Source organism: Halorubrum laminariae, assembly GCF_024494655.1.
Taxonomy (GTDB): domain Archaea; phylum Halobacteriota; class Halobacteria; order Halobacteriales; family Haloferacaceae; genus Halorubrum; species Halorubrum laminariae.
The window spans coordinates 23899-48650 of record NZ_JANHDL010000004.1 but is presented as its reverse complement, the minus strand read 5'-3'; the positions used below and the strand labels follow the sequence as shown (position 1 = coordinate 48650).

The 24752-nt window shown below is 58.4% G+C and carries 40 protein-coding genes and 2 tRNA genes; 35 read left to right on the top strand and 7 right to left on the bottom strand.

All coding sequences use genetic code 11. From position 1 onward, the window contains the following. The first annotated feature begins 1 nt into the window (after position 1). On the top strand, positions 2-631 hold the full coding sequence (gene tmk / locus NO887_RS08740; protein ID WP_256397046.1) for a dTMP kinase: 630 nt from the start codon (positions 2-4) through the stop codon (positions 629-631). 12 nt (positions 632-643) lie between these two features. Here the strand turns inward: tmk and NO887_RS08735 are convergent, their stop codons facing one another. Both NO887_RS08735 and NO887_RS08730 read right to left on the bottom strand, forming a co-directional pair. Then, positions 644-1174: a dihydrofolate reductase gene (locus NO887_RS08735; RefSeq protein ID WP_256397047.1), complete on the bottom strand. Its 531-nt coding sequence runs from the start codon at positions 1172-1174 to the stop codon at positions 644-646. A gap of 55 nt (positions 1175-1229) precedes the next feature. Beyond that, positions 1230-2504: an IS4 family transposase gene (locus NO887_RS08730; RefSeq protein WP_128904732.1), complete on the bottom strand. Its 1275-nt coding sequence runs from the start codon at positions 2502-2504 to the stop codon at positions 1230-1232. Between the two features lie 173 nt (positions 2505-2677). On the opposite strand from NO887_RS08730, the gene NO887_RS08725 reads away from it, so the two are divergent. From NO887_RS08725 to NO887_RS08685, 9 genes are all read left to right on the top strand, one after another. Continuing rightward, positions 2678-4138 (top strand): DUF6610 family protein, encoded by a 1461-nt coding sequence (locus NO887_RS08725; RefSeq protein ID WP_256397049.1) that lies wholly within the window; start codon positions 2678-2680, stop codon positions 4136-4138. Between the two features lie 79 nt (positions 4139-4217). After that, positions 4218-4685 carry a hypothetical protein gene (locus tag NO887_RS08720; protein ID WP_256397050.1) on the top strand — a complete coding sequence of 156 codons (468 nt, stop codon included), beginning with the start codon at positions 4218-4220 and terminating at the stop codon, positions 4683-4685. Positions 4686-4687: 2 nt separating this feature from the next. Further along, the gene (locus NO887_RS08715; RefSeq protein WP_256397051.1) at positions 4688-5047 is read left to right on the top strand and encodes a hypothetical protein; all 360 of its coding nucleotides are present in this window, start codon (positions 4688-4690) and stop codon (positions 5045-5047) included. Next, positions 5044-5310: a hypothetical protein gene (locus NO887_RS08710; protein WP_048075977.1), complete on the top strand. Its 267-nt coding sequence runs from the start codon at positions 5044-5046 to the stop codon at positions 5308-5310. Before NO887_RS08715 ends, NO887_RS08710 begins: the two co-directional genes overlap by 4 nt. Further along, on the top strand, positions 5303-5671 hold the full coding sequence (locus NO887_RS08705) for a hypothetical protein (protein ID WP_256397052.1): 369 nt from the start codon (positions 5303-5305) through the stop codon (positions 5669-5671). The genes NO887_RS08710 and NO887_RS08705 overlap by 8 nt, the downstream gene beginning before the upstream one ends. Positions 5672-5684: 13 nt before the next feature. Next, entirely contained in the window at positions 5685-6242 is a 558-nt protein-coding gene (locus NO887_RS08700; protein ID WP_256397053.1) for a hypothetical protein, read from the top strand. Between the two features lie 38 nt (positions 6243-6280). Further along, complete coding sequence (locus NO887_RS08695; RefSeq protein WP_256397054.1) at positions 6281-7150, top strand: DNA adenine methylase; 870 nt, start codon at positions 6281-6283, stop codon at positions 7148-7150. An 85-nt stretch (positions 7151-7235) separates the two neighbouring features. Beyond that, entirely contained in the window at positions 7236-7562 is a 327-nt protein-coding gene (locus NO887_RS08690) for a hypothetical protein (protein WP_256397055.1), read from the top strand. Next, positions 7559-8929: a hypothetical protein gene (locus NO887_RS08685; RefSeq protein ID WP_256418038.1), complete on the top strand. Its 1371-nt coding sequence runs from the start codon at positions 7559-7561 to the stop codon at positions 8927-8929. The genes NO887_RS08690 and NO887_RS08685 overlap by 4 nt, the downstream gene beginning before the upstream one ends. Here the strand turns inward: NO887_RS08685 and NO887_RS08680 are convergent. Beyond that, entirely contained in the window at positions 8926-9228 is a 303-nt protein-coding gene (locus NO887_RS08680; RefSeq protein WP_256397057.1) for a hypothetical protein, read from the bottom strand. The genes NO887_RS08685 and NO887_RS08680 overlap by 4 nt on opposite strands. A 110-nt stretch (positions 9229-9338) precedes the next feature. On the opposite strand from NO887_RS08680, the gene NO887_RS08675 reads away from it, so the two are divergent. The 4 genes from NO887_RS08675 (at position 9339) to NO887_RS08660 (ending at position 11050) form a co-directional block, all read left to right on the top strand. Further along, positions 9339-9584, top strand: coding sequence for a hypothetical protein (locus tag NO887_RS08675; RefSeq protein WP_256397058.1), 246 nt, complete (start codon positions 9339-9341; stop codon positions 9582-9584). Positions 9585-9720: 136 nt separating this feature from the next. Continuing rightward, positions 9721-10209, top strand: coding sequence for a hypothetical protein (locus NO887_RS08670; RefSeq protein WP_256397059.1), 489 nt, complete (start codon positions 9721-9723; stop codon positions 10207-10209). 62 nt (positions 10210-10271) lie between these two features. Next, on the top strand, positions 10272-10649 hold the full coding sequence (locus NO887_RS08665) for a hypothetical protein (protein WP_256418037.1): 378 nt from the start codon (positions 10272-10274) through the stop codon (positions 10647-10649). A 122-nt stretch (positions 10650-10771) separates the two neighbouring features. Then, entirely contained in the window at positions 10772-11050 is a 279-nt protein-coding gene (locus NO887_RS08660) for a hypothetical protein (RefSeq protein ID WP_256397061.1), read from the top strand. Positions 11051-11440: 390 nt separating this feature from the next. Here the strand turns inward: NO887_RS08660 and NO887_RS08655 are convergent, their stop codons facing one another. After that, positions 11441-11668: a hypothetical protein gene (locus NO887_RS08655; protein WP_256418036.1), complete on the bottom strand. Its 228-nt coding sequence runs from the start codon at positions 11666-11668 to the stop codon at positions 11441-11443. Here NO887_RS08655 and NO887_RS08650 point away from each other — a divergent pair. The 6 genes from NO887_RS08650 to NO887_RS08625 all read left to right on the top strand — a co-directional run bounded on the left by NO887_RS08650 (position 11668) and on the right by NO887_RS08625 (position 15368). Then, the gene (locus NO887_RS08650) at positions 11668-11943 is read left to right on the top strand and encodes a hypothetical protein (protein ID WP_256397063.1); all 276 of its coding nucleotides are present in this window, start codon (positions 11668-11670) and stop codon (positions 11941-11943) included. The two genes, NO887_RS08655 and NO887_RS08650, sit on opposite strands and share 1 nt — an antisense overlap. An 8-nt stretch (positions 11944-11951) precedes the next feature. Next, positions 11952-12569, top strand: coding sequence for a hypothetical protein (locus NO887_RS08645; RefSeq protein ID WP_256418035.1), 618 nt, complete (start codon positions 11952-11954; stop codon positions 12567-12569). A 68-nt stretch (positions 12570-12637) separates the two neighbouring features. Then, a complete protein-coding gene (locus NO887_RS08640; protein ID WP_256397065.1) occupies positions 12638-12907 on the top strand; it encodes a hypothetical protein in 270 nt (89 codons plus the stop codon). An 18-nt stretch (positions 12908-12925) separates the two neighbouring features. Then, positions 12926-13765, top strand: a complete 840-nt coding sequence (locus NO887_RS08635; RefSeq protein WP_256397066.1) for a GP88 family protein — start codon at positions 12926-12928, stop codon at positions 13763-13765. After that, the gene (locus NO887_RS08630; protein WP_256397067.1) at positions 13762-13980 is read left to right on the top strand and encodes a hypothetical protein; all 219 of its coding nucleotides are present in this window, start codon (positions 13762-13764) and stop codon (positions 13978-13980) included. The genes NO887_RS08635 and NO887_RS08630 overlap by 4 nt, the downstream gene beginning before the upstream one ends. Before the next feature lie 2 nt (positions 13981-13982). Then, complete coding sequence (locus tag NO887_RS08625; protein WP_256397068.1) at positions 13983-15368, top strand: DNA methyltransferase; 1386 nt, start codon at positions 13983-13985, stop codon at positions 15366-15368. Between the two features lie 4 nt (positions 15369-15372). Here the strand turns inward: NO887_RS08625 and NO887_RS08620 are convergent, their stop codons facing one another. Together NO887_RS08620 and NO887_RS08615 are read right to left on the bottom strand one after the other, a co-directional pair. Beyond that, positions 15373-15645, bottom strand: a complete 273-nt coding sequence (locus tag NO887_RS08620) for a hypothetical protein (RefSeq protein WP_256418034.1) — start codon at positions 15643-15645, stop codon at positions 15373-15375. Continuing rightward, positions 15638-16132 carry a PPC domain-containing DNA-binding protein gene (locus tag NO887_RS08615; RefSeq protein ID WP_256418033.1) on the bottom strand — a complete coding sequence of 165 codons (495 nt, stop codon included), beginning with the start codon at positions 16130-16132 and terminating at the stop codon, positions 15638-15640. The genes NO887_RS08620 and NO887_RS08615 overlap by 8 nt, the downstream gene beginning before the upstream one ends. Before the next feature lie 139 nt (positions 16133-16271). Here NO887_RS08615 and NO887_RS08610 point away from each other — a divergent pair, with 139 nt between their 5' ends. From NO887_RS08610 to NO887_RS08570, 9 genes are all read left to right on the top strand, one after another. After that, positions 16272-16769, top strand: a complete 498-nt coding sequence (locus NO887_RS08610; protein ID WP_256397071.1) for a hypothetical protein — start codon at positions 16272-16274, stop codon at positions 16767-16769. Between the two features lie 189 nt (positions 16770-16958). Next, positions 16959-17969, top strand: coding sequence for a replication factor A (locus tag NO887_RS08605; RefSeq protein ID WP_256397072.1), 1011 nt, complete (start codon positions 16959-16961; stop codon positions 17967-17969). A gap of 35 nt (positions 17970-18004) precedes the next feature. Next, positions 18005-18682, top strand: a complete 678-nt coding sequence (locus tag NO887_RS08600) for a DNA-binding protein (RefSeq protein WP_256397073.1) — start codon at positions 18005-18007, stop codon at positions 18680-18682. 2 nt (positions 18683-18684) lie between these two features. Then, positions 18685-18963, top strand: coding sequence for a hypothetical protein (locus NO887_RS08595; protein WP_256397074.1), 279 nt, complete (start codon positions 18685-18687; stop codon positions 18961-18963). A gap of 107 nt (positions 18964-19070) precedes the next feature. Then, positions 19071-19175: transfer RNA gene (locus tag NO887_RS08590), tRNA-Gln, on the top strand. Positions 19176-19336: 161 nt separating this feature from the next. Beyond that, positions 19337-19654, top strand: a complete 318-nt coding sequence (locus NO887_RS08585) for a hypothetical protein (RefSeq protein ID WP_256397075.1) — start codon at positions 19337-19339, stop codon at positions 19652-19654. A 9-nt stretch (positions 19655-19663) separates the two neighbouring features. Then, positions 19664-19990 carry a DUF7964 domain-containing protein gene (locus tag NO887_RS08580; RefSeq protein ID WP_256397076.1) on the top strand — a complete coding sequence of 109 codons (327 nt, stop codon included), beginning with the start codon at positions 19664-19666 and terminating at the stop codon, positions 19988-19990. Positions 19991-20064: 74 nt separating this feature from the next. Next, positions 20065-20148: transfer RNA gene (locus NO887_RS08575), tRNA-Ser, on the top strand. A gap of 71 nt (positions 20149-20219) precedes the next feature. Continuing rightward, positions 20220-20765, top strand: coding sequence for a response regulator (locus NO887_RS08570; protein ID WP_256418032.1), 546 nt, complete (start codon positions 20220-20222; stop codon positions 20763-20765). A 37-nt stretch (positions 20766-20802) separates the two neighbouring features. Here the strand turns inward: NO887_RS08570 and NO887_RS08565 are convergent, their stop codons facing one another. Further along, on the bottom strand, positions 20803-20967 hold the full coding sequence (locus NO887_RS08565) for a DUF5786 family protein (protein WP_256397078.1): 165 nt from the start codon (positions 20965-20967) through the stop codon (positions 20803-20805). Positions 20968-21079: 112 nt separating this feature from the next. On the opposite strand from NO887_RS08565, the gene NO887_RS08560 reads away from it, so the two are divergent. The 6 genes from NO887_RS08560 to NO887_RS08535 all read left to right on the top strand — a co-directional run bounded on the left by NO887_RS08560 (position 21080) and on the right by NO887_RS08535 (position 24751). After that, complete coding sequence (locus NO887_RS08560; protein WP_256418031.1) at positions 21080-21739, top strand: hypothetical protein; 660 nt, start codon at positions 21080-21082, stop codon at positions 21737-21739. Further along, the gene (locus tag NO887_RS08555) at positions 21736-22269 is read left to right on the top strand and encodes a Lar family restriction alleviation protein (protein ID WP_256397080.1); all 534 of its coding nucleotides are present in this window, start codon (positions 21736-21738) and stop codon (positions 22267-22269) included. Before NO887_RS08560 ends, NO887_RS08555 begins: the two co-directional genes overlap by 4 nt. Before the next feature lie 170 nt (positions 22270-22439). Further along, the gene (locus NO887_RS08550) at positions 22440-22781 is read left to right on the top strand and encodes a hypothetical protein (protein ID WP_256397081.1); all 342 of its coding nucleotides are present in this window, start codon (positions 22440-22442) and stop codon (positions 22779-22781) included. 28 nt (positions 22782-22809) lie between these two features. Further along, entirely contained in the window at positions 22810-23211 is a 402-nt protein-coding gene (locus NO887_RS08545; RefSeq protein ID WP_256397082.1) for a hypothetical protein, read from the top strand. Positions 23212-23257: 46 nt separating this feature from the next. Then, complete coding sequence (locus NO887_RS08540; protein WP_256397083.1) at positions 23258-24388, top strand: hypothetical protein; 1131 nt, start codon at positions 23258-23260, stop codon at positions 24386-24388. 30 nt (positions 24389-24418) lie between these two features. Then, positions 24419-24751, top strand: a complete 333-nt coding sequence (locus NO887_RS08535) for a hypothetical protein (RefSeq protein WP_256397084.1) — start codon at positions 24419-24421, stop codon at positions 24749-24751. The last annotated feature ends 1 nt before the right edge of the window (position 24752 follow it).

The following is a 24752-nucleotide window of genomic DNA, read 5'->3' as shown; positions in this document are numbered from 1 at the left end:
CATGACTGGACGATTCATTTCAATCGAGGGCGTGGACGGCGCTGGCACGACGACACAGGCCCAAGCTGTCGCCGACGAGCTCGTCGAGCGACACGACGGTCTCACCGAAGACGACATCCTCGTCACCGCAGAGCCAACAGACGGCGAAATCGGCAGGCTGATCCGAACGGGTCTCGCCGGAGACATCGAACTCAGCCAGCAGGCACTCGCACTTCTCTTCGCCGCTGATCGAGTAAACCACATCAAGACCACCATCGAACCGGCCCTCAACGACGGGAAGACCGTCATCACGGATCGCTACTACCTCTCCTCGTATGCGTACCAGCAGGAAGCGGGCTCGCCTCTCGATTGGCTTCAGACCATCAACAAGCACGCGCTCACACCCGACCTGACTGTCTATCTCGACGTCGACCTCAACGAGTGCTTCAACCGGATGGGCGACCGGGACTCGACGGACATCTTCGAAGAGCGTGAGTTCCTCGCCAAGATACAGGCGAACTACCACACGACGATCGAGACGCTCGCAGAGCAGGGAGAACCACTCTCCGTCGTCGAGGGAAACCACGCAGAAGAGACAGTTACAGACGCCATCATAGACGCGATCGCCGACGCGGACTCCACTTCACTGTAGGCCAGCCCCGCGTCACACGGTGCGATACTCGACAAAGTCGTACCGCCCGTGCCCCTGTCGGGATACCTCAGTCCAGTCCCCCGCAGTTATCTCAGGGAACCGGCTCTCACCGTCAACCTCCATGTGAACTTCGGTCAGCAACAGCGTATCTGCCATCGGGAGGAACTGTTCATAGACACTAGACCCACCAGCAACGAAGCATCGACTGACACCAGTCTCATCAGCTCGAGCTTCAGCAGCGGCGATCGCGGAATCCACATCGTGGACGGTAACTACGGACTCCGGGCCGCCGACATCGGAGGAACTCAACACAACGTTCAATCGCCCAGGTAGCGGCCCACCAAGGCCGTCAGCGATGTTCTCGTAGGTCTTCCGCCCGAGGACGACGGGGTGGCCCATCGTCTCGGCCTTGAACCGCTCCATGTCCTCCGGCAGGTCCCACGGGATACCGCCGTCGCTCCCGATGACTCCGTTTTCCGCGACTGCGGCGATATGGACCCATTCACACTCCGCCCTCCTCGCATTCGCTTTGTCAGTGGACATTCTACCTACTCTGATGACACAGAGCGCCTACAAATAGGTTCCCATCCGTCTTCAGTTAAGACTCACACCTCGGTTGTGTAGCGGTAGCGAGTGTCTCTTGTAAGATTGGTCGTTGCTTGTGGACCTTTTGAGCGTCTTCGATCAGCCGGTCGAGCAGCGGCGGTGGTGAGTAGCCGAGGAACTCACCGAGTTCGTGGAGCAAAAGCTGGGCGTGCGACCGAAAGGTCGCCGCCCAGCGCTCTGTCGGAAACACAAGCTCATCATCCGCCTGCTCAGTGACTAGATCCAACAGATCGCGGCTTACAAGCAGCGACAGCAGCGCTGCGTACAATAAGATCCTCACCACGTGTTCGTCACTCGTGTCGAACTCGTCTAGTTCGTACTGTGTCTTCAGCTCCCGGAACAGCAACTCAACTTCCCACCGACAGCGGTAGATCTCCGCTAAATCCGCCGGAAAGAACTCTTTCCTCGCTAAATTCGTCATGTACAGGTGGTAGTCGTCGGCGTCCTCGTCGCGGACGCCGACGACGCGAAATCGCTTCGTATCTAGCGACTGCGTCCCATTATACGGCCCTCGTTTGAACTCTACTTCGACTTCTACATCGATGTACTTCCGATCGAGATCGTTGAGAACAGCTCGGAGCTGCTTGCCCTCTAAGGGAATGGCGCGGCCGCGCCATTCCCGTAATTCTGCCGTAATCACCGGGTTCGCGTTCTGCTTCAGCCGACTCACGAAGTAGCCGTCGTTCTCGTCGATCAGCGCAAACCGGCGGTACTTGAAGTAGGCGAGATCGAACAGCATGAGGCGATTCTCAAGCCACGGCCCTGTGTTGAACAAGGTGCTGTCGTGTGTTTTCTCGTCAGCAGTATCGATCCGTTCGATCGTCTGCTCTGTGGCATTGTGGAGCAGGTGGAGCTTCGCTCCAGCCTGCTCCTCATGGCGGGCTTCGAACTGATCTGAAAGAAACTCATGTAACCGCAACACCGTTCCATCGGCGATCATCACGTCTCTAAATCGGTCGATATCAGCGTCAACAGCATCAGGAACAGCGACCTCGTCGAGACCGCGCTCGACGAGGTCGCGGAGGTACTCCGCAAGCGTCGGCGTCAACCGCTGATAGAACCCGCTGGGCGAGATTGTCTCATCGGCAGTTGAGTTGTAAGATCGTCTGAACCCGGCGAGTGTTCGGCTTTCGCCTGCGGCGAAACCGAACACAAATGTCCAGACAAAGGCAGGGATCTGAAGCTTGCGGTCACGTTCGACCACGCCGAGTTCCTCGGCGTGCTCTTCGAGAAACTCAGAGGGAAACAGTGTAGTGAGCCGACGCATAATCCGAGATGAGGAGCCGTTGGGCACAAACTCGGCTTCCTCATTCCTTCCGAAAGATGTCTCGATAAGCCTCCGCTATCACGCGGTTTCTTGCTTAACTGAAGACGGATGAATAGGTTCCCGCCCCGCTCGAGGTTTTTAGCCTCCGAGGGCAGCTTGTAGAGTGATTGTAGATGAGTAGTAGCCAAGCAGGATTAGGTGATTACGGCGCGACCGTCCCCGAGTCGACCACCGAGTCTACCTACAACAGCACCCGACCAAAGCTTGGCTTGGAATCGACACCGACGAGTGAGCCGCTTCCAGAGACCATCCGCGAAGCTCGCAACGCCGACTGGGTCGTATTCACCGGACGCTACCCCTACGTATTCGACGCCGCCCGTCTCGGGTTTGGCATCGGCCACCGTGAAGATTCGTCGTATCAGTGGATCCCCGAGGAAGTCTCGCTCCCGGTCCACTTTCTCGATAACGAGTATCTCGACGCCGACCTCGACCGATTTATCGACCGCGTCTTCGAGTACGAACCTGAGATCGCGGTCGTCGGCGATATCTATGATCGGGCCTCCCTCCGGGAACACATCGATGCGGCCAACGAAATCTGGGGCTCATACCCAGATACGAACATCATTATCGTCCCCAAATGCGAGGGCATTCTCCCGGACATCCCAGATCAGTTCGTCCTTGGTTACCCGAACGGCTCATCGCCGATCCAAGCCACAGATATCGCGACGTACGACGAGTGGCGATCGGTCGAGAACAGGATCCACATCCTCGGGGGGACGCCGCTTACCACCCACGCTGAAATCGTCAATCTGACCCAAGAGAGCATCACCGGGAAGCCACCGGCCGACATCGGCGGCGTTGATTGGAACGGCTATCAGCGATACGCCGAAGACCACGGCGACTACGCCTCGGCCAACGGCGGGTGGCACCGTAACCTCAGAGACCAGTACCCGCCGAAGAGAGACCTCATCCGGTACTCACTCCTGAACGCGAAACACTACTGGATCACCCACGGCGTGTGGCCAGATACCGACCCGACAGACATCCAGACCCGAGACGAACTCCTCACGGCCGATGCTGGCGAGAGTATCAGACTCAACACGACCTCCGACGCGCGTGAACTCTTGCTTTCCCCGCCGCCACATACCGAGCGGAAAGCCCAACCCATCTACCGAACGGACGACACCCAAGCCACCATCATCGAACCGCTCTCACCGATCGCCGCGCTCTTCTCTAACCTCAACTGGACGCCCGATGGGGCACTCTCCGGCTCGACTGAGTACACGACGCCGAGAGCACACCACATCGAACCAATCTGCCCCGGATGCGGGAATCACATCTTTCACCGAGAGACCGAACGAGAGTCATCGACCGATACGGCACAGGTCGTCTCCTACGAACACCAGATACAGGACGACCCCCGAAACTACGACTCGGTCCCAAACAGCGGCGAACCAGCTCTCAAGACAGACCGGGTATTCCCAGCAATCCACTGCTACTGTTCAGATGCCTGCCGAACTCATACAGAAGGCCGTTCCCCGGACCTCCTCTTGGATTCAGCACACACTGGGGCATACGGCTGGCCCGACGGAAAACACATCTGTACGCTCAGACCTGCCGACGAGCGTCGTTGACCCAAACATCTCCAGCAGTCCGAACGACCCCCAGAGAGGTTTATATGACCCGAGAGGAGGTGAAGGAGTCTTAGAAAGAATGTCGACCGAATCCAGCAAACAGTACACTGTAGCAGTCGCAGAGAAGGTCAACGTCTCTGCGCCGAACCCGGAGAAAGCACTTCGGGAGGTAAGCCGGGTGACTGGCCTTTCAGAACAGCGCCTCTCCATCGAAGCCGTCGAGGACGTCGACAATATCGACGGCCCGTACGTAGAACTGAAGTTCACCCCCCAAGAGTGGATCCGGGGCCGCGCAGAACCGGTCGAAACGGAGGGGAAGCGTTCGTGGCTCGTCCCGGTCGAGGACGCGGTAAACGACGAAGGGGTGCTGATCAGCCCGACCGACTTCGAGGCGGACGAGCTCAAGGACCACGAGCGAGCGCCGTTCTGGGTCCAGAACTGGTCCGGGCCGTTCAGCATCAAGATCATCGACATCGGCGGTATCCCGACCGATCTCAAAGAACTCCTCTCGAACGGAGAGCCCGTAGACGACGTGCTTTACGAGTAACCATGTACCTCAAAATCCTCAAATCAGACGGATCGGGCTTCCTCGAAATATTCGGTGCGAACGACTTCCAAGCCGAAGGCGAGGGCAGCATCCGACTCTGGTTCGGAACCGACTCCGCAATCGATGGTGAGAAGCGACACAAAGATATCAGCGGATACGTCATCAGTGCCGTCGACGAAGCGTCGTACAACTACCAAGGCGCATACGAGACCATCGGGGATATCGGCGTCTCTGAAGAAACAGAGTTGCTCGTCGTCAGCTCGCCGAAGTACCCACAGATCAGCAAGGCCGCCCACACCCTCAAGAACGAAGCCGACTACATCGGGGACTTCGTCTTCGTCTCTGACCAAGCAAGCGCATGACCACCGACAAGGTGACGTACACGATCGAGTCCGGAAGCATCGCGATGCGCGAACACGTCGCCAACCTCATCACAGAGATAGGCAACAACACCCCCGTAAGCGTCGACACCAGCACAGGAGACACAGGGGTGACCGCAACAGTCATCGGAGATGGCTACGAACTCCCACTCATCGAAGACAGTATCCGAACGTCGCTACCAGCAAGTCTCCAGATAACCGACACCGATGTCACAATCGGAGCTGATCGCAGCGCCGATGTCTAACGACGAGACAGTAACCATCCGTGTGTGGAGAGGGCGACACCGCGACTTCGATCGCGACCCTGACGAAACACACGAAATCTCCTGTCACGATGGAGATCGGTGGAGCGCCGAGACAGTCCAGATAGACGGCACCAATAGCTGTGGCTGGCTCGCGTTCGACCTCGTCGATCTCCCGGAAGACATGGAGACGGCCACACTCTTCGTCCACGAGAACAACTCTGGACACGAACACCCACTCAACACCCGTGCGGTAGAGCGCGGTCTCGTTTTCGACGGGCGACCATACAAGCCCGGAATCGATCCGCCGTGTTTCCTCCTCGATGGGGAAGTCGTCGCTCACGTCGCCCGCGGTTCGCTATAACATCCACTCAGACATGACCGAATCAACCGAGAGAACAGAGGCTGGAAGCAATGGCCTATCGCCAACCGTCCAGAAAAGCCAGCGGTCGAGCAGAGACGAGATCGTCATCCCCGAACGGCCAGCCGACGGCCTCGTCGACGGCGAACCCATCCCAGAGACCTGGGCACAGTACGGCCAGCACATGTCGATGACGCGCTTCGATCAGCGCATGTATGCGGCGACTGTCAAGGAGGACGGCGACGAAATCCTCATCAAGTACATCCACCCGACCAACCCCGACCCGATGGTAGTCAGTTACGACGCCGTTGAGACGGAAGCCGGGAAGGTCGCCCCAGAAGAACTCGTCAACATCGTCGAGCTCGCACACCGGCTTGGGAAAGACCCCGAGGAGATTACGAAGTACAACCTCAAGCGCAACAACGTCGATCCGTTCCCCATCAGTTTCGGTGTGGGCTACGTGAACCGAGACGCCGAACTTGACGAACCGACCACCGCCGAACGCGAGCTCATCTGGTCGCTCCACGGAGATTACCTCCGGGACAAGACCCTCTACACCCCGCCGGCAGAGTAACGAATCCCCAGAAGATACAGTCCACTTCACAAGGCCAAATGACGGATCCAATTTTGAAGTGGGCAGGCGGGAAGCGTCAATTGTTATCGGAGATTACTGGCCTGTTCCCGACGACATACAACGAATATCACGAGCCATTCATTGGAGGCGGGGCGGTTTTCTTCTACCTCAATCCTAGCACAGGGACAGTCAACGATCTCAACTCCCACCTCACTACGCTCTACGAGATCACCCGCGACCACCCGGCAGCACTCATCGAAGAGAACAGGACCCACGACCACTCGAAAGACTACTACTACGAAATGCGGACGGAATTCAACGACTTTCTCTCAAAACAGAACCTGACTACACAGGACCGCATTCGAGAAGCAAGTCTCCTCATATACCTCAACCGAACGTGCTTCAACGGCCTCTACCGGGAGAATAACGACGGCGAATTCAACGTCGCATTTGGCGACTACACGAACCCCAACTGGGTACAAGAACAGCGGATTCGCAAAGCCTCCCGCAGACTCCAAGGAACAGCGATCTACAACACAGATTTCGAATACATCGTAGAGACCGCCGAAAGCGGCGATCTTGTATATTTTGACCCCCCGTATCAACCAGTCTCGAAGACAGCCGACTTCAATTCGTACCACGCAGAGGGGTTTGACCGAGATGACCAACGGCGATTACGGGATGTCGCTGTTAAACTCTCCAACCAAGATATCTCGGTTGTCATCTCGAATTCCCCGCCCGTCGCGGAATTATACGAAGACTTTGAGTCCTTCTCAACGACATATGTAGGAGCCACACGAGCGATTAATAGCGATGCCAGTGGTCGTGGTGAAGTCGATGAGGTCCTGATCACGAACGTCCAAAACGAGGACCGCCAGCGAAAAACACTCGCAGATTTCACCGGGTAACGACACACCGGAGCCTCGCTCAGACGGACACTAACCCCCACAGAGAGAGTTTCTGCCCTTCGAATAGAGTAGAAGGTGAATTGAAATGAGCAAGTCGTTCTCCGACGCAGATTGGGATCAAGGGACCCCCTTCAGGGTTCTCGCAGACCTCGGGTTCTTTCCGTACTCCGGGGCTGACGGAGACCTGTTCCGTAAGCAGGGCCTCGCAGGCTGGCGTGTCTCCGTATACACCCGATCACTCGTCAGGATCCAAAAGAAGGGCCGGAAGTTCCGCGGCCGCAACACGTGGAACACCCGCCGACAGTGGGACGCAGAAGACGATGAAGAGTTCAGTGAAGAAGCCATCTCCGAATTCAAAGACGAACTATCCCACCTCATCAACCACGGCGAACTGAGGCCAGAATCAGAATGAGCGATCGACACGCCAGCATCGACCAGCTGCTAACGGGAGACGGGATCACTACGGAATCCGAACTCCGGAGCGCAATCTGGTGTGGGGACCCGCGAGTATTCGAGAACCACGACGGCAAAACGATCACCCAAGCAGCCAAGCACCTCACGTGGGGCGGCTTCGATTTTACCCGCCTGGACGTCGACGATCTCTCCCGGCGTTCTCGGGTCCTTGAGGAGGTGAACAACACCGCCCTCGCAGTCCTAGGCCCAGACGGCAACGTCTACCAGTTAGGCGACACGGTGCGCGCAGAAGTCCAGAAGCCACGGCACGGTTGGGGGCGGAGGCCGGACCCCGACGAAACAGCCACTTACGAAACGGAGCTCACACGGGTGAGCGAACTCGGCGTCTCGCTTTCGTTTGACCCGACCTACAGCAACTCATCGGGGAAGAGCGCCTCTGCGAAGCCCGGACGGGACCCACTCGAACTGCTCTCGCGAAGTGATCTCGATGAGTACAGAGAGCGGCTAACAGAAGGGACCGACATCGACATCCCCAAGGAAGTCAACGGCTGGACGCTCTCGGAGACCGACGAATACGACCGCGACACGAATCACCTCCAGAACAACCTCATCACGAAGATACAGTGGTGTAACGGCGAGTCGACGTATATCACGGCAAAATGGCGAGGGGGGTACAACTGTTTTTATCTCACTGCCCCCATCCCCGGAACGCTCACCGACGCGAACCAAGGCGAGAACGACTACCTGTACGAGATTGACGTCCCGCAACGAGTCGTCACCAGCCGGGAGATCATCAGCCTCGCCGTCGAAGCCATGGAGTCGCTCAACCCGGCGCACTTCCAGTCCGCATACGACCTTCGAGACGCCGATGAGATCGACAGCCTGCGGGATCAGCGATACGGACCTGCGCCCGTCAGCTTCCCAAGGCAGCTCGGCGACTGGACGCGAGAAAGCATCCACCCCTACGAGGTCGTCTACGCGAACAGTCGTGAGATGTGCCCGTGGGACGGCTATCAGGTCAAGATCGACATGCACGGCGGCGTCATCGTGAAGAACGAAGCAGACAACGTAGTCCACGATCGCCGGCTAGTAGAGCGTTACTTCCCGAACGGCGAGCCGTACCCAGCGAACATCGACACCCACGACTACGTCGGCGAGAGTCGCGATATGTTCGACGAGAACTGGTACTATGGGGTCGCGTTCATGGCCCAATCCTCGAAAGCACGGCCGGATCACACCACGCTCGAAACGCTCGAAGAGCACACCCCGGCTAGTGTCTCACTCATGACGTTCGATCACGGGCTTTCAACGAACGCTACAGCGTCACAGGACAGGGAAAACGGGAACCTCTTCGCGTACAGTTAGTTCGGCTCGATGATGACGATGGGGTCAGACTCGACGAGGCCACCAAGGCCAGCCTCCGATAGCGTTGTCGCCAGAAGCCGGGAGTTCTGCATGTCCAGCCCCTGAATGGTCACGGACGGCGACTGCGTCTCCTGGTCGATAGTGGTGAAGCCCACATTGTTGACTTTTACTCCCGCAAGCCCGATACCCTCTCGAAGCTCCTCGACAGCCTGTTCGCTGAATCCAAAGAACACGAGCTCGCACGCATTGTCTGGCCCCAGACTATCCACAGCAGCACTATCCGCGCTCGATTCGCTCATACAACTACCGCCGTCACAGCAATCAGGTATAGCAATTCCGGTCAGATCGACATCCAGAACCCATCCAGAAGAGTTTGTGACCTCCGATGGGTGGTGAGAGGTATCCAAAAATGACCCTAGTAGAACCAGCAGAGACGTTCGAATTCGATTACTGGCGAAGCGTCGTCGACGAACTCAGTCTCGAAGACGAATTCGAGTCTGTCACCGGCACGCCGTTTAACGAGGACTACACGATCGAGATCTCAGAAGGTATCCTGATCGAAGATCTCCTCGAAGCAGCTGAACAGCGGTTCGTCCTCAACATAGTCCAGCATAACCCCAACCCCTACACCATACTCCTGTTAGACGACGACTGAGTGCCCGAGCGCAGGTGGGCACCACGAGTCAGTTCCAACCAGCAATCACCATAGGCGTTCCCGTCAACTACCACGCGAATCCCCCAGAGACAGGAAGGGACGGGAAAGCCTACATATAGTAGTGGTCGGAATCAGTATGCAGATGGAAGACGCCGAAGCAGAAGCGGAGACAAAAACCAAACCAAAGGGTGGCCGAGATCGCGTCTCGCACAAGCAGTTAGAACGCTGTAGTTGTGGGCCAAGCCAAGTCGAATCTGTTAGCTACGGCCTCCCAGACGACTCCTTTATCAGCCTCACACGGTGCCTCAGTTGTGAAGGACTAACCGACTGGACGATCCGCAAGCACGAAACGAAGTTTAACCGGGACTCTGACGAGTCTCAAGACACACCAAGTGACGATTCCGAGCCAAAGACAGACGAAAACACCACCGACGCACCTGATGCCGGCGGCGTCTCTGGATTCATTTCTTTCCTCGGTCGAGAGACGATCGCGCTTGTGATCGTAGGTATCGGCGTCACGATTTTCGCGGTCCAGTGGGGCTTTACGATGCTCACCGGAGCAATTGCGTTGCTCTCATTTCTCGTCATCCTCCCACTGCTCTATTTTACCAACAGCGAATACTGAACCGACCGTTGCCTGCCTAAGAGGTGGTTTTCTATCCATCGAACGGGGTGGATTATAGAAAAATGTCCGCAAGAAACACCCCCGAACCAGAGTGTATCGAAACGAGTGAAACCACCAGTCCACACCAAACTGACATTCAGCTGGTCGCCGATCGACTCGCTCGAAACGGCATCGAAGTGATCAACACCGAGCCGGAATCCAACCCGCACCTCGAGGTCGCTACCTCAAAGAACCAGATCGAATCGATACAGACCCTCCTCGAAGACACGGAGACAGATCAGCAGTACCGAATCATCACCCCCACAGATACGAACACCCTCCCCGAGTGGCCCACATCTAATACCGGACGAGAACAGCTCCGAACCGTCTTCATCACCCCTCAAAGTGAGGTCAGGTTCACCCCGAAACAGAAGGGCATATTACGTGCTTCCTATCTTTAGATGACGACAGCAATTTGCTGGAAAACTCTAACAATTTCTCTCTTTTTGAGTGCTTGTGCGTTGATATACCAACCAATTCGATAGTAAACTTTAAGTCGGGTGCTTGTGTATAGTTATACGCAATGGCAGGGGAGAAATTGTCCATTGAGGAGAACAGATTCCTGCGACTCGGGACGCTCCCGGCGTTCTGTCCGAGCAAGCAGTGTGACGAGTACCTGACGTTAGAGAACGCGACGGTCAAGACCGAAGGTGGGAGCGCCTTCCGGCTCCAGTGCCCCGAATGCGAAGAGCTCATCGACCAAGCGTGTCCTGACTGCGGTAGCAAAGACTTCCAGATCGAAAGCGGGGTCGAAGAGTGCCTCCTGTGCGGTCATCTGGTCAAGATGGAGTACCAGGTCTAACAGCGGCCACCCCACTTCTTCTCCCCTGTGGGGTCTGGCCGACACCCATCATCCCCTGCCATCCTTCCTCCCTGCCCCAGTCCCGATACAGAACTCACAGTTAGTGCGGGGGTGTTCGGGACCAATCAACCCGACTGTATCGAAGCAAGCCATACTGAATCGAACTCAATTCGACTCAGTCGATCCATACCCGATTCAATCGAATCTGCCACACCCCAATCGGCTGGATCGAAGCCAGCCATACTGAATCGAAGTCAACTCGACTCAGTTGAACTCTATTCGACTCAGTCGATCTGCGCTCGATTCAGTCGAACCTCCACGGCGAGCGACCCGGTTGGAGAGTTTGTAGCTCCCGAGGATGGTGGAGGAGACTGAAATTTGCCGTTCCCATCACACATCAATCCGAACAGTTCGCGAGCGCCGTGGAACGCCCCACCGGCTCCGGAGTGTCCAGACTGCGAGCGAGTCATCCACGACGGTCGCGACCACGAGGCCGACTGCCCACTTGCTGGCGTCGACGACGAGGAACTCCACCGTCAGCTCGTCGAAGACGCCGAGGCCGATACCGCAGAGCAGCGATTCGAACAACAGCGCGTCGACAACCACCGTCCCAACCAATGAGTGCCGAATTCATCCACGATCCCGAAGGGATCCTCGTCTTTGCGGAACCGACCACGCTCCAGGTCTCGTCTGGGTGCGCCGAATCCACCGTCACCGCGACTGTCCTTCCGTTCTCCAAACGGAACGACGACAGCGTCTGGGCCGGCCCGGACACGTACATGATCCCCGAGGATGCTGACTTCACGGTCCTCGACGGGCTCGCCTCGCTGGCGGCGACCGACGCCGAGACCGTCGACGTCGGCGACCGGCTTGGGTCGGCCGAGCCCAACTGAGCAGATCGATGGCCAGTTCCGCGTTTGAGTCGCTCGCTGAGTCACTCGACGACCGACCCGCGTACGCCACGACACTCGCAGACATCCTCGATACGATCGCGGACCGAGAGACCGTCATCTGGACCGACGTTCGCGAGATGTTTCCCGACGGCACCGAGTTCCTCGGCGCGGGTGCTGGCCGGCTCGTCGTCGCGATCCCGTCGCTGCCGGACACCACCGTCGCCAAGTTGGCGATCCCCCAATGGGGGACTGGCTTCACGAGCGGGACGCTCCAGAACGCGCTCGAACACCACATTTCAACGACGCCCACAGCACTCTCGACAGTCACATTGCCCTGTCTCGCCACGCCGGAGGACGGGCATCGATGGGGGGTATACCCGCGGGCCGCCCCGGAAAACGAGACGACGGTGGCAGGCCCGGCTATCCAACGTGCCTGGCAGGAGCTTGACCAGCTCGGGTTCACGACCTCCGACATCTACGCTCATGAAAACTGGGGGGTGTATCGAGGCCAATCGTACCTCATCGACTACGGCTACGCGCACCCGGACGACGACTGTCGACTCGCGACGACGATCGCCCCCCAGTGCGAGCAGTGGCGGTCCAAGCGGGCGGCCCAGTTAGAGTAGCCACACCGGTCAGCAGCACCGCCATAGGGAGTTTTTGTGCTCCGAAGAAACCGAGAGAGAGAGTAGAAATGGAAGCCAACACCGCCACCGAAGCATCCCCGAATAGCACCGACGACGAGGACGAAGACCCGCGTATCTGGACCGAAATCAAGCGCGGTACCGAAGGCGTCTCCGCAACCGTCTACAAGCGAGAGAACGGCCAGACAACGACTGTCGATGAGACGTGGTGGACCTGGGCCGAGTTCACCGGCATCTCGACACAGGACCTCCCGATCAGCCGCGGCGGGACGACTCGTCTCGAGGCAGCTGGCCCCGACGACCTCACGTCGGCCAACTAGACACACTTCCCGAGTCCCATGCAAGCGCGTATTAACTCCTTCCAGAACGGCCAGAACCGCGCCCAGCGGATTGCCGAGGCCCGACCCGCGCCCCCGGCGGACGACGAGCTGGCGGAGTATATCGCGCCGAACTGGGCGTACAGTTTCGACGTCGACGCCGTCGAGGGGATCGATCGGTTCCGCCGCCGGATCCGCGAGGCCGAGTACGCCGTCGATCGGGCGAAAGCGTGGTCACATATCCTCGGCACCTACACGAGCTACAGAAACGCGAAGATTGCCCCACATGTTGCGATCGTCAACATGAGCGCGGCCACGGATTGCGTCAATCTCGGGACTGAGTTCTGTCAAGTAGATGAAATGACTTGTTTCGCCGCGAGAAACGAACGAGATTTTCCCATGCCGCTCCACTTCCGGCGAAAACAGGAGATAATCTGGTCGTATCTCGATCCGGTCACCTGGGCGGATGCGTTCAGGCTTCACGTCGAACGAAAAGAGAATCCGGTTACGACGATTCGGCTGAACGAGGCCGGGGATTTTTCGAGCCGACACGACATCCTCAAAGTTACGGAGATCGCAAGACAACTCCCCGAATTCGACATCTACACCTATTCTGCCTCGTCGTGGCTCAACTGGGATGAGGCAGACGGCTTTACTGTGAACCGGTCCAACGACGGCGACTACGGTCATCGGCGGTACAAGGTGGTCGACGACGTCGAAGAGATACCAGCCGGCCCAGAACACGTCCTCTGCCCGTACGACGCGACGGACGGCGAGATCCAATGCGGCGACTGCAAACTCTGTATCAACGAAAACGGCCCAGACATCTACGTTACCACGTTTTCAGGCTCAAACCAATGACTCTACAGACCAACCACGAAACGACGAACAGCCCCGAATGTAACCGATGCGACCACGGCTTCTCGAAAGAAGACAACGCCTGCGAGGTCCTCAGCGGCCGCTCAGACGACGGGCTTGGAACAGCGGTCGTCTGTACCTCGTGTGCGAAGAAAGCCGGCGTCGACGTCGGAGCGTTCGCGAGGCCCGCTCCAGAGGTCCTCCCCGAACTCGCCTAACCATGCAATCGACCCTAACAGCCACCACCGACTATCGCCCCGGCCTCGAGGACCGAGACTGGTCGTTCAAGGGTGCGACGACCGACTACGGCACCCACGACCTCCACAAGTACCCCGCCCGGATGATCCCCCAGATTCCGGACGCGCTGTTCGAACATTGGACGCACACAGGGACGCTCTCCGAAGGCGATCTGGTGTTCGATCCATTCTCCGGGAGCGGCACGACAGCGGCTGAAGCCCGGCGACACGGCCTGAACGCTATCGCGACCGATATTAACCCGTTCGCGTGTCTCCTCTCGCGAACCAAATCAACGGTTCCCGATCTCGATACACTCGAGTCCGCAATTCGCCAGTGTCTCGGGACAGACTGGGCGACTCGCGAACAGTTCATCGAGGAGAATTACCAGTCCGCAGCGAGCCAACACCGGACCAAACACGGCGGCGACATCTACACGGAAGACTCGGGAGACCAGAATTACAACGCATACGGAGTCCGAAAGGGTTGGTTCCCTGAACCGCAACTAGCGAAGATCACGGCCATGAGCCGGCAGTTAAGTGAACTGCGAGCAGAATACGACCACGAGGTAATCCGGTTCATCCGGATCGCTCTCGCACAGGCCGCGCGGAACATTAGCTATCAGCGAGATTCCGAGTTTAAGCGCCACCGGATCCCAGAGGCCGACCGCGAAAGCCACGATCCGAAGTTCACGGAGACGTTCATTGAGACTCTCAGGGAGAACTTCTACGGGCTTGTTGACTACGCTACGCAGGTTTCAGATGAAACGACCGCGACAATCAAGTACGCGGACTGTCGCGATACAAGCGTTCTCGCACCAGATTCTGCCGATGCTGTTGTCTCTAGCCCCCCCTATGGTGACCATTCCACCACCGTTGCGTACGGCGGTTTCAGCACCGACCCCGCAGCCGTCGCGACGCCGCTCAAGCTCGACCAGATGACGGACGTCGACCCGAGTGGCCTCGGTGGGAGCAAAACCACCTCAGACATCGAGTTCGCCACGGTCAGCGAGTGGTCGCCAACGCTTCGGGCCACCGTCGACGCGCTGAAAGACGTAGATGGGAGAGACGACGACGTGCTCCACTTCTTCGCAGACTACGCCGAGACGCTCGAACAGATGGCCCGCGTCGTGAAGCCAGGACAGCCCGTTGCGATCGTCTTAGGCAATCGGACGGTCTCGCGAGTCCCCATTCCGATGAACGTCATCACCATCGAAATTGCCCAGCAGTTCCAGCTCGACCTCGAACACAGTCTTCCGCGGTCCATCCCCTCGAAGACACTCCCATACGAGAACGCCCCGGAGAACATTCCCGGCCAGACAGGCGGGTTGATCGCCGACGAGTACGTGCTCATCTTCCGCGCCGGCCAGTAGCCGGTCACCGAACGACGAGAAATCCATCGTCGTACTCCACGCTCAGGTCCCCCAGGTGAAGACACTCGTCGCATGTAACCGTGGGTGCGAGAAGGTCGAGCCAGCAGGGATCGTTCGCAATCGTGAACTGGTGATACAGGCCGTGTTTCGTCTGTTTTGTCTCAAGGACATCTCCCTCGACCGTCCGGACAACAGCGATCCCGTTGTGGAGCTCGACCATCTCCGAATCGGGCAGCCACCCCTCGACTCGCCGGACGTATTCCTCCAAGTCACACATCGGTGTGATTCAGGTTGAAGCCAGTCTCGGGGTGCGTCTCCGGGCTCGCTTCGATATCGGCACTCAACCACTGTCGAGTATCCAGCACGGGCGTTGCGCTGCTCTCTCGGTCGACGGGTTCGTCGAACAGGTCCGCATACACCTCGCCGACGAACACCTCTGCGGACTCGAGGTGGCCACCGATCGAATTGCCCTCCATGTCCGCGACCGTGACGTGAGTGTGAGCGAACATCGACCCGTCGACGCACGCGAAGTTTCCGACACAGAAGGTCAGCTCCAGCGGTTCCTCGAAGTGAATACTGTCGTAGTGCCGCTCCTGTTGGTCGAAAAACCAGAGAGTCGCGTTGCGAAGCCCACCGAACCCGATGAACCAGCTCCCTTCTGCGCCAACATCCGACGCAGCTTGTTCGATTCCCGCACGAAGCTCCTCTCCATCCTGTAGCCGTACGAATAGACGCTCGTCTACACCGACGGTCGAATACTCCATACAGCCCGCTCACAACCACTTTACAAAAGCCTGCTCCCGTTAACAATAGTGGAGATCTGGAGGTTAGTTTGTATCCGGCGAGGTGGGTGACCCGGCGGGGAAGATTAATCACATCCAGCACCGACGGGAAAATCACACCATGTCCGACACTAGCGATGACACCGACAACACGCCCGACGGCTTTCGTGCTGTCGACCCAGAACCGGGAAGAACCTCGCCGATAGGCGAACCAGTCGAACTGATATACGAACCGGAAGGATGCGTGTTAGACTTCGAGGGGTCCGATTACACCTGTACCGTGGTAGTTCTCCAAACACCATCTCTGTACTTGACCGAACTAAGTATAGAAACAGAGGCTGGCGATACCAAGTTCGAAAAGGGCTATGCGGCGAACGAAGCTCGTGCACTTGCCGAACAACTTCTCGGAGGCAACGCTCCAAAACTCACGCAGTTCGTGGGTGGAGTACAAAACGCCGAAACGCTCGGGCAGTATCTCAAGTACGGCGCGTCCATGGCTGGTACGCTCGCCATTGGAGAGGTCGCAGGCGACGACACCATCGATGCGTTCAAAGAAGGAAAAATCACGACCGAAGAATTCCTCCACGAATACGGGCGGAACGTCGACAAGATGTTCTGAATTGCTCTTAAAAGAAAATCAGAAGACAAACACCACCCCCCGCCACGTCCGCAATTCGAAGAGTGGAGAAAAGAGCGCGCCCCGCAGAGAGGTTTTGTATGTCCCGAGAGGGGGTGAGGAGAGAGAAAAAGGGGAGAAGCAGCCTCCGCTCAAGCCTCTCTCGGAAGATCGGACTAGAAACCAACAGACATGAGCAACGTAGCAAGCAACGCGGCAGACCTCGTGGAAACGTACGGCGACCAAGCAGACCTGAACGTCGAACAGATCGAAGCGCAGATCCAGAATCTCGTCGACGAGTACCTCCTGCCCGTCGGCGAAGCAACCCGGAGCGTCGAGAACACGATCTGCGACAACGCCGGCATCGAGCGGTCCGAGACGCCGACGAACGACACGGAAGCAGAGACGAACTACGACGCCTTCGACCCGACCCCTGTCGAAGAGATCACCGAGGAGGGCACCTGGCACGATCTCGCCGTCGAGGTCGTCCAGCTGTGGTCGCCCAACAGCGACAGCATGGCGCAGGTCGGCCTGCTCGGGGACGAGACCGATAAAATCAAGTTCACAATCTGGGAGGGAACGGAGGGCATCCCCGAACTCGAGGAGGGACAGACCTACCACATTCAGAACGTCGTCGCCGACGAGTACGAAGGCCGGTACTCGGTGAAGTTCACGAAGAACAGCCAGGTCACCGTCGCGGAAGACGAAGAGATCGACATCCAGAGCAGCGAGACGGCTCACGAAGGAGCCATCGTCGCCATCAACACGGGCTCGGGACTGATCAAGCGGTGTCCCGACGACGACTGTACGCGCGTCGTCCAGAACGGACGGTGTGCCGAACACGGCCCCGTCGAGGGCGAGTTCGACCTTCGGATCAAGGCGGTCATCGACAACGGCGAGACGGCACAGGATGTCGTCTTCGATCAGGAAGCGACCGAGGCAGCGACGAGCATGGACCTCGAGAAAGCCAAGGAGATGGCGATGGACGCGCTCGATACGACCGTCGTCGCCGACGAGATTCGCGCGGAGGTCCTCGGCAAGTACGTCGAGATTCGCGGTCCCGTCTTCGGACAGTACCTCCTCGTCAACGACGCCACCTTCTGTACGGGCGCAGACGACGATGTGGTCGCCGCACTCGAAGACCTCGTGAGCGACGACGCCGACATCAGCGCCGACGCAACGCCCGCCGAGACCGCCGCGTAACGACCGACAACCACCCACCAGACAACACTACACCCATGAGTGACAACGACACCAACAACAGCAACGGCAGCCAGCGCGAACGGAACAAAGCGACCCGGATGTTCGCAACGGAGTTCAACGAGTCCAACACCGAGTTCAAAATGCCCGCAGACATCGAGTCCGACGGCGACCGCGCACCGAACTACTACTTGACGCCGACCGGCGCAGGCGTCCACCGCGTCCTGATGATGGGGACGTTGATGGAAGTCGCGAAGGTCAACGACAGCCCGACCACCTACCGGGCGAAGATCCGCGACGCGACGGGCGTCTTCTACGTGTACGCCGGCCAGTACGACCCGGAGACGGTCAGCGTGCTCGAAGAGCTCGCCCCCGACGGCGATCGCGAGGAGCTGACGGCGTCCGAAGTCGAACACGTGATGGTGATGGGCAAGCCGAACAGCTACACCACCGACCGCGGACAGACCTACGTCTCGGTCGAGCCCGAATTCCTCCTCGTCTCCGACGCAGGCACTCGCGAGCGGTGGACGGCCGAGGCGGCGAAGTTCACGCTCGAACGGGTACAGGCGTACGAGAACGGTACAGCCCCGTTCGACAGCGAGGCTGACCAACAGTACGAGTTCGACGTAAGCATCATCCGTGACGACGTCGAGCCCATCGCCGAGGACTTCATCTCGGCCGACGAGGAACCCGACGCAGCGCCCGCCCCGGTGTGACCATGAGCGACTCCTCATCCGATCGACCACTCGAAGACGACGTCAACCGACTCAACAACCGCTACAGCGACGACCTCGCCGACAGCGAAATCGTCCTCCGAGAGATCCCCGGCACGCCGCGGTATCGGCTGGTGATTGAGCCAGTCGATCCGAGCGAACACGACCACGACTTCCAGAAAGACCTCGGCGAGACGTTCGATGAAGCCGGGATGCGAGCGTTCATCGCCGGCCTCGAAGCCGCTCCGCTCATCGCCCAAAAGGCAGAATCGGCCACGGAATAGAGTTTCTAGCCCCCGAGAGATGGTGTGAGGGCGGAAGAGCGCCCTCTCTACTCACCGAAAAGTAGATACTCCCCGTCCCCAACGTTGGAACACAGACCAACCAACGAAGTTCCGTGGTGTAGACGGCCAATCATAATGGCCTTTGGGCGTCGTTCGTCCCCTCGGACGGCGGAAGTTAGCCATTGACGGCGGTTCGAATCCGCCCGGAACTATCACGATGCCAGAAGAGCATGGGTGGTTCATGCACTCGACTTGTAACCGAGATTCACCGGGGTTCAAATCCCTGTTCTGGCTCTTGCGGCCTTCTCTCCTCTCTTTAGCTCACTACGCAGTAACAACACCACCGATGACACCACCACCCAACACCCAAACGATGAACGAATTCGAGACCACACTCAAAAACACCGATCACCTGACCGAGGAAACGGCACAGAACCTGCGTGAGGAACTGCTTGCGGCTCTCGAGTGCGACAACTCGTGGATACTGGACGGAGACTCCGCCGAACCGTGCGTCGACGAGACCGGTGACTGGCATCTGTTCACGCTGATCCACGAAGACAGCCACGACCGGAGTGTCACCGTACTCATACACGCGGTAACGCTCTCCATCCAGACCTATCTCGAACCGGCGGGCGTCTACACGGAACCCTCTCAGAGTATCGAGCACATCCAGACTGCACTTTCAGATTAACCAACCACCATGAACATCAGCTCACTTCCTAACCGAAAGTTGTCGTTTAACGAAAAAGAACAACTAGCCGCCACCGCTCTCGAGGCCGTGACGGTCTCTCCCACGAGGATGGGCGACCCGAAAGACGCTCCAACCATTTCCGATTTCGTCCTTATCACCGAGGATTCGATCCACGGGGTCCACTTTAATGGAGACTCGTGGGAGCGTCTGGCAACGAGAAACAAGCCGGATGGTGCATTCGAAGGAGAATTCTTCACAAACACAGACCACGACCACGACGAATACAGGGATGTAGTTGAAACCCTCGAGAACGCCAGATCAGGCCCCGAAGAATGAGCCACTGGAACATGACGTTCGTTCCGAACAGCCGACCGAAACGGCCTTAACAGGCTGTACTCACTACGCAGCAGGGGAGGGTGGCAGAGCGGCCTATTGCGCCGGTCTTGAAAACCGGTGTCCGAGAGGACTCCTGGGTTCGAATCCCAGCCCTCCCGTCAACAATATAACAACCATCAATGGTAACTCAGAAGACAACAGTTATTATAATGTACAATTTGGTTCAGACATGACAGAGTCGGTAGATCGAGTTCAGAAGGTCCTTATTATTGACGACAATGACGATCTCCGCGAACTACAAAAGCTCCTTCTGAAGCCCACATACTCGGTAGAAACTGCTGAGTGTGGGATGTCAGGTCTAGAAACCTTAGACCACAGCACCGATGTCGTATTGCTTGATCGGAACATGCCTGGCCTCTCAGGAACCGAGACAGCCGTCGCGATCCGAGAAAGCGAGTACAATCCGGCAGTCGCGATCGTCTCCGCCAACTCTGCCGACACTGACATTTTCAAAATTCCGTGTGACGCCTACCTCGAAAAGCCAGTCAAACAACCCGATCTGATCAGCACTGTCGAAGAGTTGCTCTCGAGAGCATTACACGACTCAACCCTGCGCGAATTCCTTGCTCTCGAATCCAAGCACCGCGCCCTCCGAAAATCCACATTCGGGAACTGCCACACTGACGAGTTTAAAGAATCAGTCCGCAAGTTAAAATCGTTAGAGAAGCAGCTCGCTGGTAATGCGGTTACGGGCAACTCGGCCGTTTCAGATTAAGGGACTACCCACAGAGAACGAACAACTCCAGCACCGGTCACCGCATCTCGTCCAACCTCTCGATCAGCGCGGTCGTGTCCTCTCCGCCTTCCGTGCGAAGCTGTCCATTGTGTTGGCCGGCAATGGGCTCCTCATCAGTTTCGAACGAGGCCATCTCTTCGAACCGTGCGTACTCGTCTTCGTCGTACTCTCCGTATCCCATGGCTTACACTTCAACCTCCACAGCCTAGTGTTATATCTGTTTGGGTGTTGCTGTCAACTGACACAACGATACGGCCAGTAGAAGGTTTGTAAATCCCGTTTGGGAGTGGAAGATGACGTATATTGACGCTGAAGATCACGAGCACGCTCCCCTGATCGAAACCCGACACGACCGTCTCGCAACTGAACATGGCCGCGATAACGTCTTCATCACCGAGGTCGACGGCGAGGTCGTCACGCTGATCGGCGACGGAGTGGGCACCATCGATCCACTCGACGTGTCGGTCACGGCGCTGACGGAGGGCGTCGAACACGACGGCTACCGCGTCGAACCCGCACTCGTCCCGCTGTTCGAAGAGCCGGTTCCGTGGTTCGAAGGCCACCACGATCTCTTCGAGCTGGCGGCCGGTGGAACGGGTCGCGTGTGTTCGCTCTCGCCGACCGGTATCGTCTTTCTCGATTTCGGCGCACGGCGCTTCTACGAAGATCGCATTCAGCGGTACGAGACCGCCGAGGCCGTCGACGGCGTTCCAGTCGTCGCCAGCGAGGATGACGCCCTCGCCAGCGGCGAGCACTCCACGTGGCTTTCGACCGACGACACGAGTGTCTGGACGTACGAGTACGTCCCCTTCACCGATCCCGTCCAGACGGCGGCACAGCTCCAAGCCCAACTGAACCGGATTCTCGAGACGCCCCCGGAGTGGGACGCCCTCTTCGAGTCAACGACCGACATCTTCGAGCGAGAACTCGCAAGCGAACACGCCTCGGCATGAACGACTCGTTCAAGCAGCTCCTCCACACCAGCCCCACGTGCCCGTTCTGTGGCTGTGCGCCAGTCGATGCGAGACTCGTCGGGCTCAACGCCATCGTCTGTGTGCCCTGTGCGGAAACCATCCACCTCCACAGCGCAGCGTATGCGACCATCTTCGCCGATGGGACCGCGATCGAACTCTGGGACTACCCAGCGCAAACGAAGTCGTGGCGACAGGCGGGGGCCACGAACGCCGTGTTCACGGAGCCGAACTACGGTTGGTCCGAACTCACCGACAGCCAGCAGACCGCCATCGCCGCGTTCGTGACGAACACCCACCGAGACGTACTCAGCCGGCGGCCGCTCGATGAGATCGAATCGAAGTACCTCAAAGCGATTCGGCGCGACCAGACGTACGGGAACGGCGGCTCGACGGAAGCAACACTGAAACGGTCCATCGACGGGCCGGTGATCCTGACGAGCCAACACCTGTACGCGCCCGATCCGGCGGCGTTTACGGCGACACAGGAAACGCAGGCAACGTTGTTTTGAGGACGGGAGGGGGAACACCCGCCCCCGTGCCCCTGACGACTGGTTCTAGAAGGTTGCCCCATATTTGTGTGTCGAATCAATCGGATGACCGACTACAACCCGCCTCTGTAGCGCAATTCACACACATCGTTTAGTTGATGGTTTGTATCTTCCGGGAGTGAGTAGAGAAGATGTCCAAAGAGAAAGTGCCGACAGACGGCTTCACGACGGCCCAGCGACGGCGAATCCAACGTGACCTCGGTCGCTGGAAACTCGAACTAGAGCTCCCGAATCGATTTTCGGACGAGGACCTCGACGAATACCTCCAAGAACTCCAAACACTGGACGACGAAACGCTTGCGTGCTGGTGGACCGACAACGTCGGCGAGTGGGTCGCCTCGCGAGGCGATCTCGACATTCCGCTCGACGTCGACTTCGACGAGTGGCTCGACGCGCAGTTCGATACGCTCGTTCGCGGCGACACGACGGCGTACGGCTTCGTCGTGGATGTTCGTCTCCCCCCGGCGGCGTAGAACTCACAGAGTGAACCACGACACAACCATGAATTCCGATAACACCCCAGCAAGCAGCACCGACCTGTACTTCGAGGACGCCCAAACACTCCACGACGAGTACAGCGAACAGCGAGCGGCAATCCGGCGGAAGCAGGCGGCACTCGAAGCTCTCTGTGAACGCCTCGCGCACATCGATTGTGACCACGGATCTGCCAGTCTCGAGATCGACAACGACGGCACCATCACCGTGGGGATTTCGACGCCGAAATTCCCCGACGAGGTCAAGTCGATCCTCCACGACTTCCAGTGGCCACGAAAGTTCGCCACTGGATATGACACGATGTCCGAGTGCTTAACATGGAGTCTGAAAACCGACATCGAGACGCTGATCGAAGACCACGAGCGGAACCAGCAGACGCACGCTGGCGCGACCGAACAGGCCGCCTAAGAGCGTTTCTAGCCTCCGAAGGGAAGTAGAGAGGAAGATTTGAGCCATGCAAGAAGACGTGAAACAGCGGATTCTGGCGAACCGGAGCGCCGTCGTCGATATCTACCTTTCAGGCGGGAACGGCCGGCTCTACTGGCCGTGTCGACTCCAGCCGGTCGATGAGTCGATCCCGACCGTCCGCCGCAGCTCCTCAAAGTACATTATCGACTCCGGGTTCCAGGAGGCGGAATCGAACACAGACACCCCCGTCAACGCCACGCTCGGTGATTTCACCGGAGAGGCCACCGCGACAACCGAGCCAGCCAGTGAACCGTCGCTGTCCGGAGCGAAGATCAACGAGCTCGTCGACGCCGCCTACGAGCGCCGACCTGACTATATCATCCCGAACGACACGGTGAACACGCCCAACGTCGAGATGCGAACGGCAATCGAAGAGACCGCCGAGAAGGTTGCGGCGTTTCTCGATCACGTCGATGAGACCACCTTCCCGGCGACCGTGATCGTGCCTCTACAGCCGAATCACGCCCTCCACTTCGCGTATCTTGCTGAGAACTACCCCCGACAGGCCAAACGGGGACATTTCGCGCTCGGTGGGATGAAGAATCTCACGCCGACTGAGCAAGTGGCCTGTATCAAGTCCTTCCGCGAAGTCGCAGGATACGCACCGTACGTCCACGCTTTCGGTGTGGGCTCTTCGAGAGTGCTCATTCAGGCCCTGCGAGAGGACCCGGCGCTGCTCCAGTCGGTGGACTTCTCGACACCACAACACCACGCTTCGTCAGGCCGGATCGCCGGCACCTCGCGAATCCCCATCTATGTGGGGACCGCACAGGGGACCGACAGCGCCAGCACCTCGGCACAGTTGATGTCGGCCGAGTTGGTAGACATCGCCCGGATGCTCTCGCCGACGATGACGAGCGACGAGGACGTTCGCGTCCGTTGGGACCAGTTCGAGAAGTACCACAAGCGGCTCGAAAACAACATCCTCGACGCAAATCCTGACTTCGAGTGGGAGTTGCTCGAGTCGCGCTATAATTCTCTCGACGAACTGCTCGCGACGAGTGACGCCGACGACATCGACACCGACCTCCTTGTGGACTTTCGCGACAAGCTGACTGACCACCTCGATCAGGAGACGTTCGGCGGTAGAGCCAACGCGGCTCTCGGCTCCGCTTGAGGGGGTTTATAGCCTCCAAGGGGAGGTGAGATGGAGACAAAAGAGAACGAAGAAGTCGGCGTGAGAACGCGAGTCCGAACTGAGGGCCGCGTGGAAGGCATCCTCGAGCCCGCGTTGTTCGAAAGTCAGATCGACCCCGAGACGGGGCTGTTCTGGGGCCTCCCAAGAGAGTTTTTCACCGTCGAACGCGGCTCGGTCTATCTCGATGCGAAGGTCGCCGACGAGCTCACCTGGCTCGTCACCAGCCACATCGGTTCGACACTCGAGATCACGGCGCTCCCGCAGAAATTCGGCGTCGAAACCGAATACGCGGTCAACCCCGGCTTCTGGGCGGCCACGATCGACGAATCCGAGATCCGGTGAG

Bases quoted from the DNA above. Each gene is read 5' to 3' on its own strand.
- NO887_RS08555 (WP_256397080.1), top strand. From the start codon at position 21,736: ATGAACGACTCGTTCAAGCAGCTCCTCCACACCAGCCCCACGTGCCCG.
- NO887_RS08545 (WP_256397082.1), top strand. From the start codon at position 22,810: ATGAATTCCGATAACACCCCAGCAAGCAGCACCGACCTGTACTTCGAG.
- NO887_RS08700 (WP_256397053.1), top strand. From the start codon at position 5,685: ATGACCGAATCAACCGAGAGAACAGAGGCTGGAAGCAATGGCCTATCG.
- NO887_RS08625 (WP_256397068.1), top strand. From the start codon at position 13,983: ATGCAATCGACCCTAACAGCCACCACCGACTATCGCCCCGGCCTCGAG.
- NO887_RS08580 (WP_256397076.1), top strand. From the start codon at position 19,664: ATGAACATCAGCTCACTTCCTAACCGAAAGTTGTCGTTTAACGAAAAA.
- NO887_RS08715 (WP_256397051.1), top strand. From the start codon at position 4,688: ATGTACCTCAAAATCCTCAAATCAGACGGATCGGGCTTCCTCGAAATA.
- NO887_RS08730 (WP_128904732.1), bottom strand. From the start codon at position 2,504: ATGCGTCGGCTCACTACACTGTTTCCCTCTGAGTTTCTCGAAGAGCAC.
- NO887_RS08620 (WP_256418034.1), bottom strand. From the start codon at position 15,645: ATGTGTGACTTGGAGGAATACGTCCGGCGAGTCGAGGGGTGGCTGCCC.
- NO887_RS08630 (WP_256397067.1), top strand. From the start codon at position 13,762: ATGACTCTACAGACCAACCACGAAACGACGAACAGCCCCGAATGTAAC.
- NO887_RS08650 (WP_256397063.1), top strand. From the start codon at position 11,668: ATGAGTGCCGAATTCATCCACGATCCCGAAGGGATCCTCGTCTTTGCG.
- NO887_RS08595 (WP_256397074.1), top strand. From the start codon at position 18,685: ATGAGCGACTCCTCATCCGATCGACCACTCGAAGACGACGTCAACCGA.
- NO887_RS08725 (WP_256397049.1), top strand. From the start codon at position 2,678: ATGAGTAGTAGCCAAGCAGGATTAGGTGATTACGGCGCGACCGTCCCC.
- NO887_RS08550 (WP_256397081.1), top strand. From the start codon at position 22,440: ATGTCCAAAGAGAAAGTGCCGACAGACGGCTTCACGACGGCCCAGCGA.
- NO887_RS08670 (WP_256397059.1), top strand. From the start codon at position 9,721: ATGCAGATGGAAGACGCCGAAGCAGAAGCGGAGACAAAAACCAAACCA.
- tmk (WP_256397046.1), top strand. From the start codon at position 2: ATGACTGGACGATTCATTTCAATCGAGGGCGTGGACGGCGCTGGCACG.
- NO887_RS08570 (WP_256418032.1), top strand. From the start codon at position 20,220: ATGACAGAGTCGGTAGATCGAGTTCAGAAGGTCCTTATTATTGACGAC.
- NO887_RS08535 (WP_256397084.1), top strand. From the start codon at position 24,419: ATGGAGACAAAAGAGAACGAAGAAGTCGGCGTGAGAACGCGAGTCCGA.
- NO887_RS08645 (WP_256418035.1), top strand. From the start codon at position 11,952: ATGGCCAGTTCCGCGTTTGAGTCGCTCGCTGAGTCACTCGACGACCGA.
- NO887_RS08690 (WP_256397055.1), top strand. From the start codon at position 7,236: ATGAGCAAGTCGTTCTCCGACGCAGATTGGGATCAAGGGACCCCCTTC.
- NO887_RS08615 (WP_256418033.1), bottom strand. From the start codon at position 16,132: ATGGAGTATTCGACCGTCGGTGTAGACGAGCGTCTATTCGTACGGCTA.
- NO887_RS08710 (WP_048075977.1), top strand. From the start codon at position 5,044: ATGACCACCGACAAGGTGACGTACACGATCGAGTCCGGAAGCATCGCG.
- NO887_RS08605 (WP_256397072.1), top strand. From the start codon at position 16,959: ATGAGCAACGTAGCAAGCAACGCGGCAGACCTCGTGGAAACGTACGGC.
- NO887_RS08565 (WP_256397078.1), bottom strand. From the start codon at position 20,967: ATGGGATACGGAGAGTACGACGAAGACGAGTACGCACGGTTCGAAGAG.
- NO887_RS08665 (WP_256418037.1), top strand. From the start codon at position 10,272: ATGTCCGCAAGAAACACCCCCGAACCAGAGTGTATCGAAACGAGTGAA.
- NO887_RS08640 (WP_256397065.1), top strand. From the start codon at position 12,638: ATGGAAGCCAACACCGCCACCGAAGCATCCCCGAATAGCACCGACGAC.
- NO887_RS08680 (WP_256397057.1), bottom strand. From the start codon at position 9,228: ATGAGCGAATCGAGCGCGGATAGTGCTGCTGTGGATAGTCTGGGGCCA.
- NO887_RS08635 (WP_256397066.1), top strand. From the start codon at position 12,926: ATGCAAGCGCGTATTAACTCCTTCCAGAACGGCCAGAACCGCGCCCAG.
- NO887_RS08720 (WP_256397050.1), top strand. From the start codon at position 4,218: ATGTCGACCGAATCCAGCAAACAGTACACTGTAGCAGTCGCAGAGAAG.
- NO887_RS08660 (WP_256397061.1), top strand. From the start codon at position 10,772: ATGGCAGGGGAGAAATTGTCCATTGAGGAGAACAGATTCCTGCGACTC.
- NO887_RS08540 (WP_256397083.1), top strand. From the start codon at position 23,258: ATGCAAGAAGACGTGAAACAGCGGATTCTGGCGAACCGGAGCGCCGTC.
- NO887_RS08705 (WP_256397052.1), top strand. From the start codon at position 5,303: ATGTCTAACGACGAGACAGTAACCATCCGTGTGTGGAGAGGGCGACAC.
- NO887_RS08735 (WP_256397047.1), bottom strand. From the start codon at position 1,174: ATGTCCACTGACAAAGCGAATGCGAGGAGGGCGGAGTGTGAATGGGTC.
- NO887_RS08610 (WP_256397071.1), top strand. From the start codon at position 16,272: ATGTCCGACACTAGCGATGACACCGACAACACGCCCGACGGCTTTCGT.
- NO887_RS08600 (WP_256397073.1), top strand. From the start codon at position 18,005: ATGAGTGACAACGACACCAACAACAGCAACGGCAGCCAGCGCGAACGG.
- NO887_RS08675 (WP_256397058.1), top strand. From the start codon at position 9,339: ATGACCCTAGTAGAACCAGCAGAGACGTTCGAATTCGATTACTGGCGA.
- NO887_RS08685 (WP_256418038.1), top strand. From the start codon at position 7,559: ATGAGCGATCGACACGCCAGCATCGACCAGCTGCTAACGGGAGACGGG.
- NO887_RS08560 (WP_256418031.1), top strand. From the start codon at position 21,080: ATGACGTATATTGACGCTGAAGATCACGAGCACGCTCCCCTGATCGAA.
- NO887_RS08695 (WP_256397054.1), top strand. From the start codon at position 6,281: ATGACGGATCCAATTTTGAAGTGGGCAGGCGGGAAGCGTCAATTGTTA.
- NO887_RS08585 (WP_256397075.1), top strand. From the start codon at position 19,337: ATGAACGAATTCGAGACCACACTCAAAAACACCGATCACCTGACCGAG.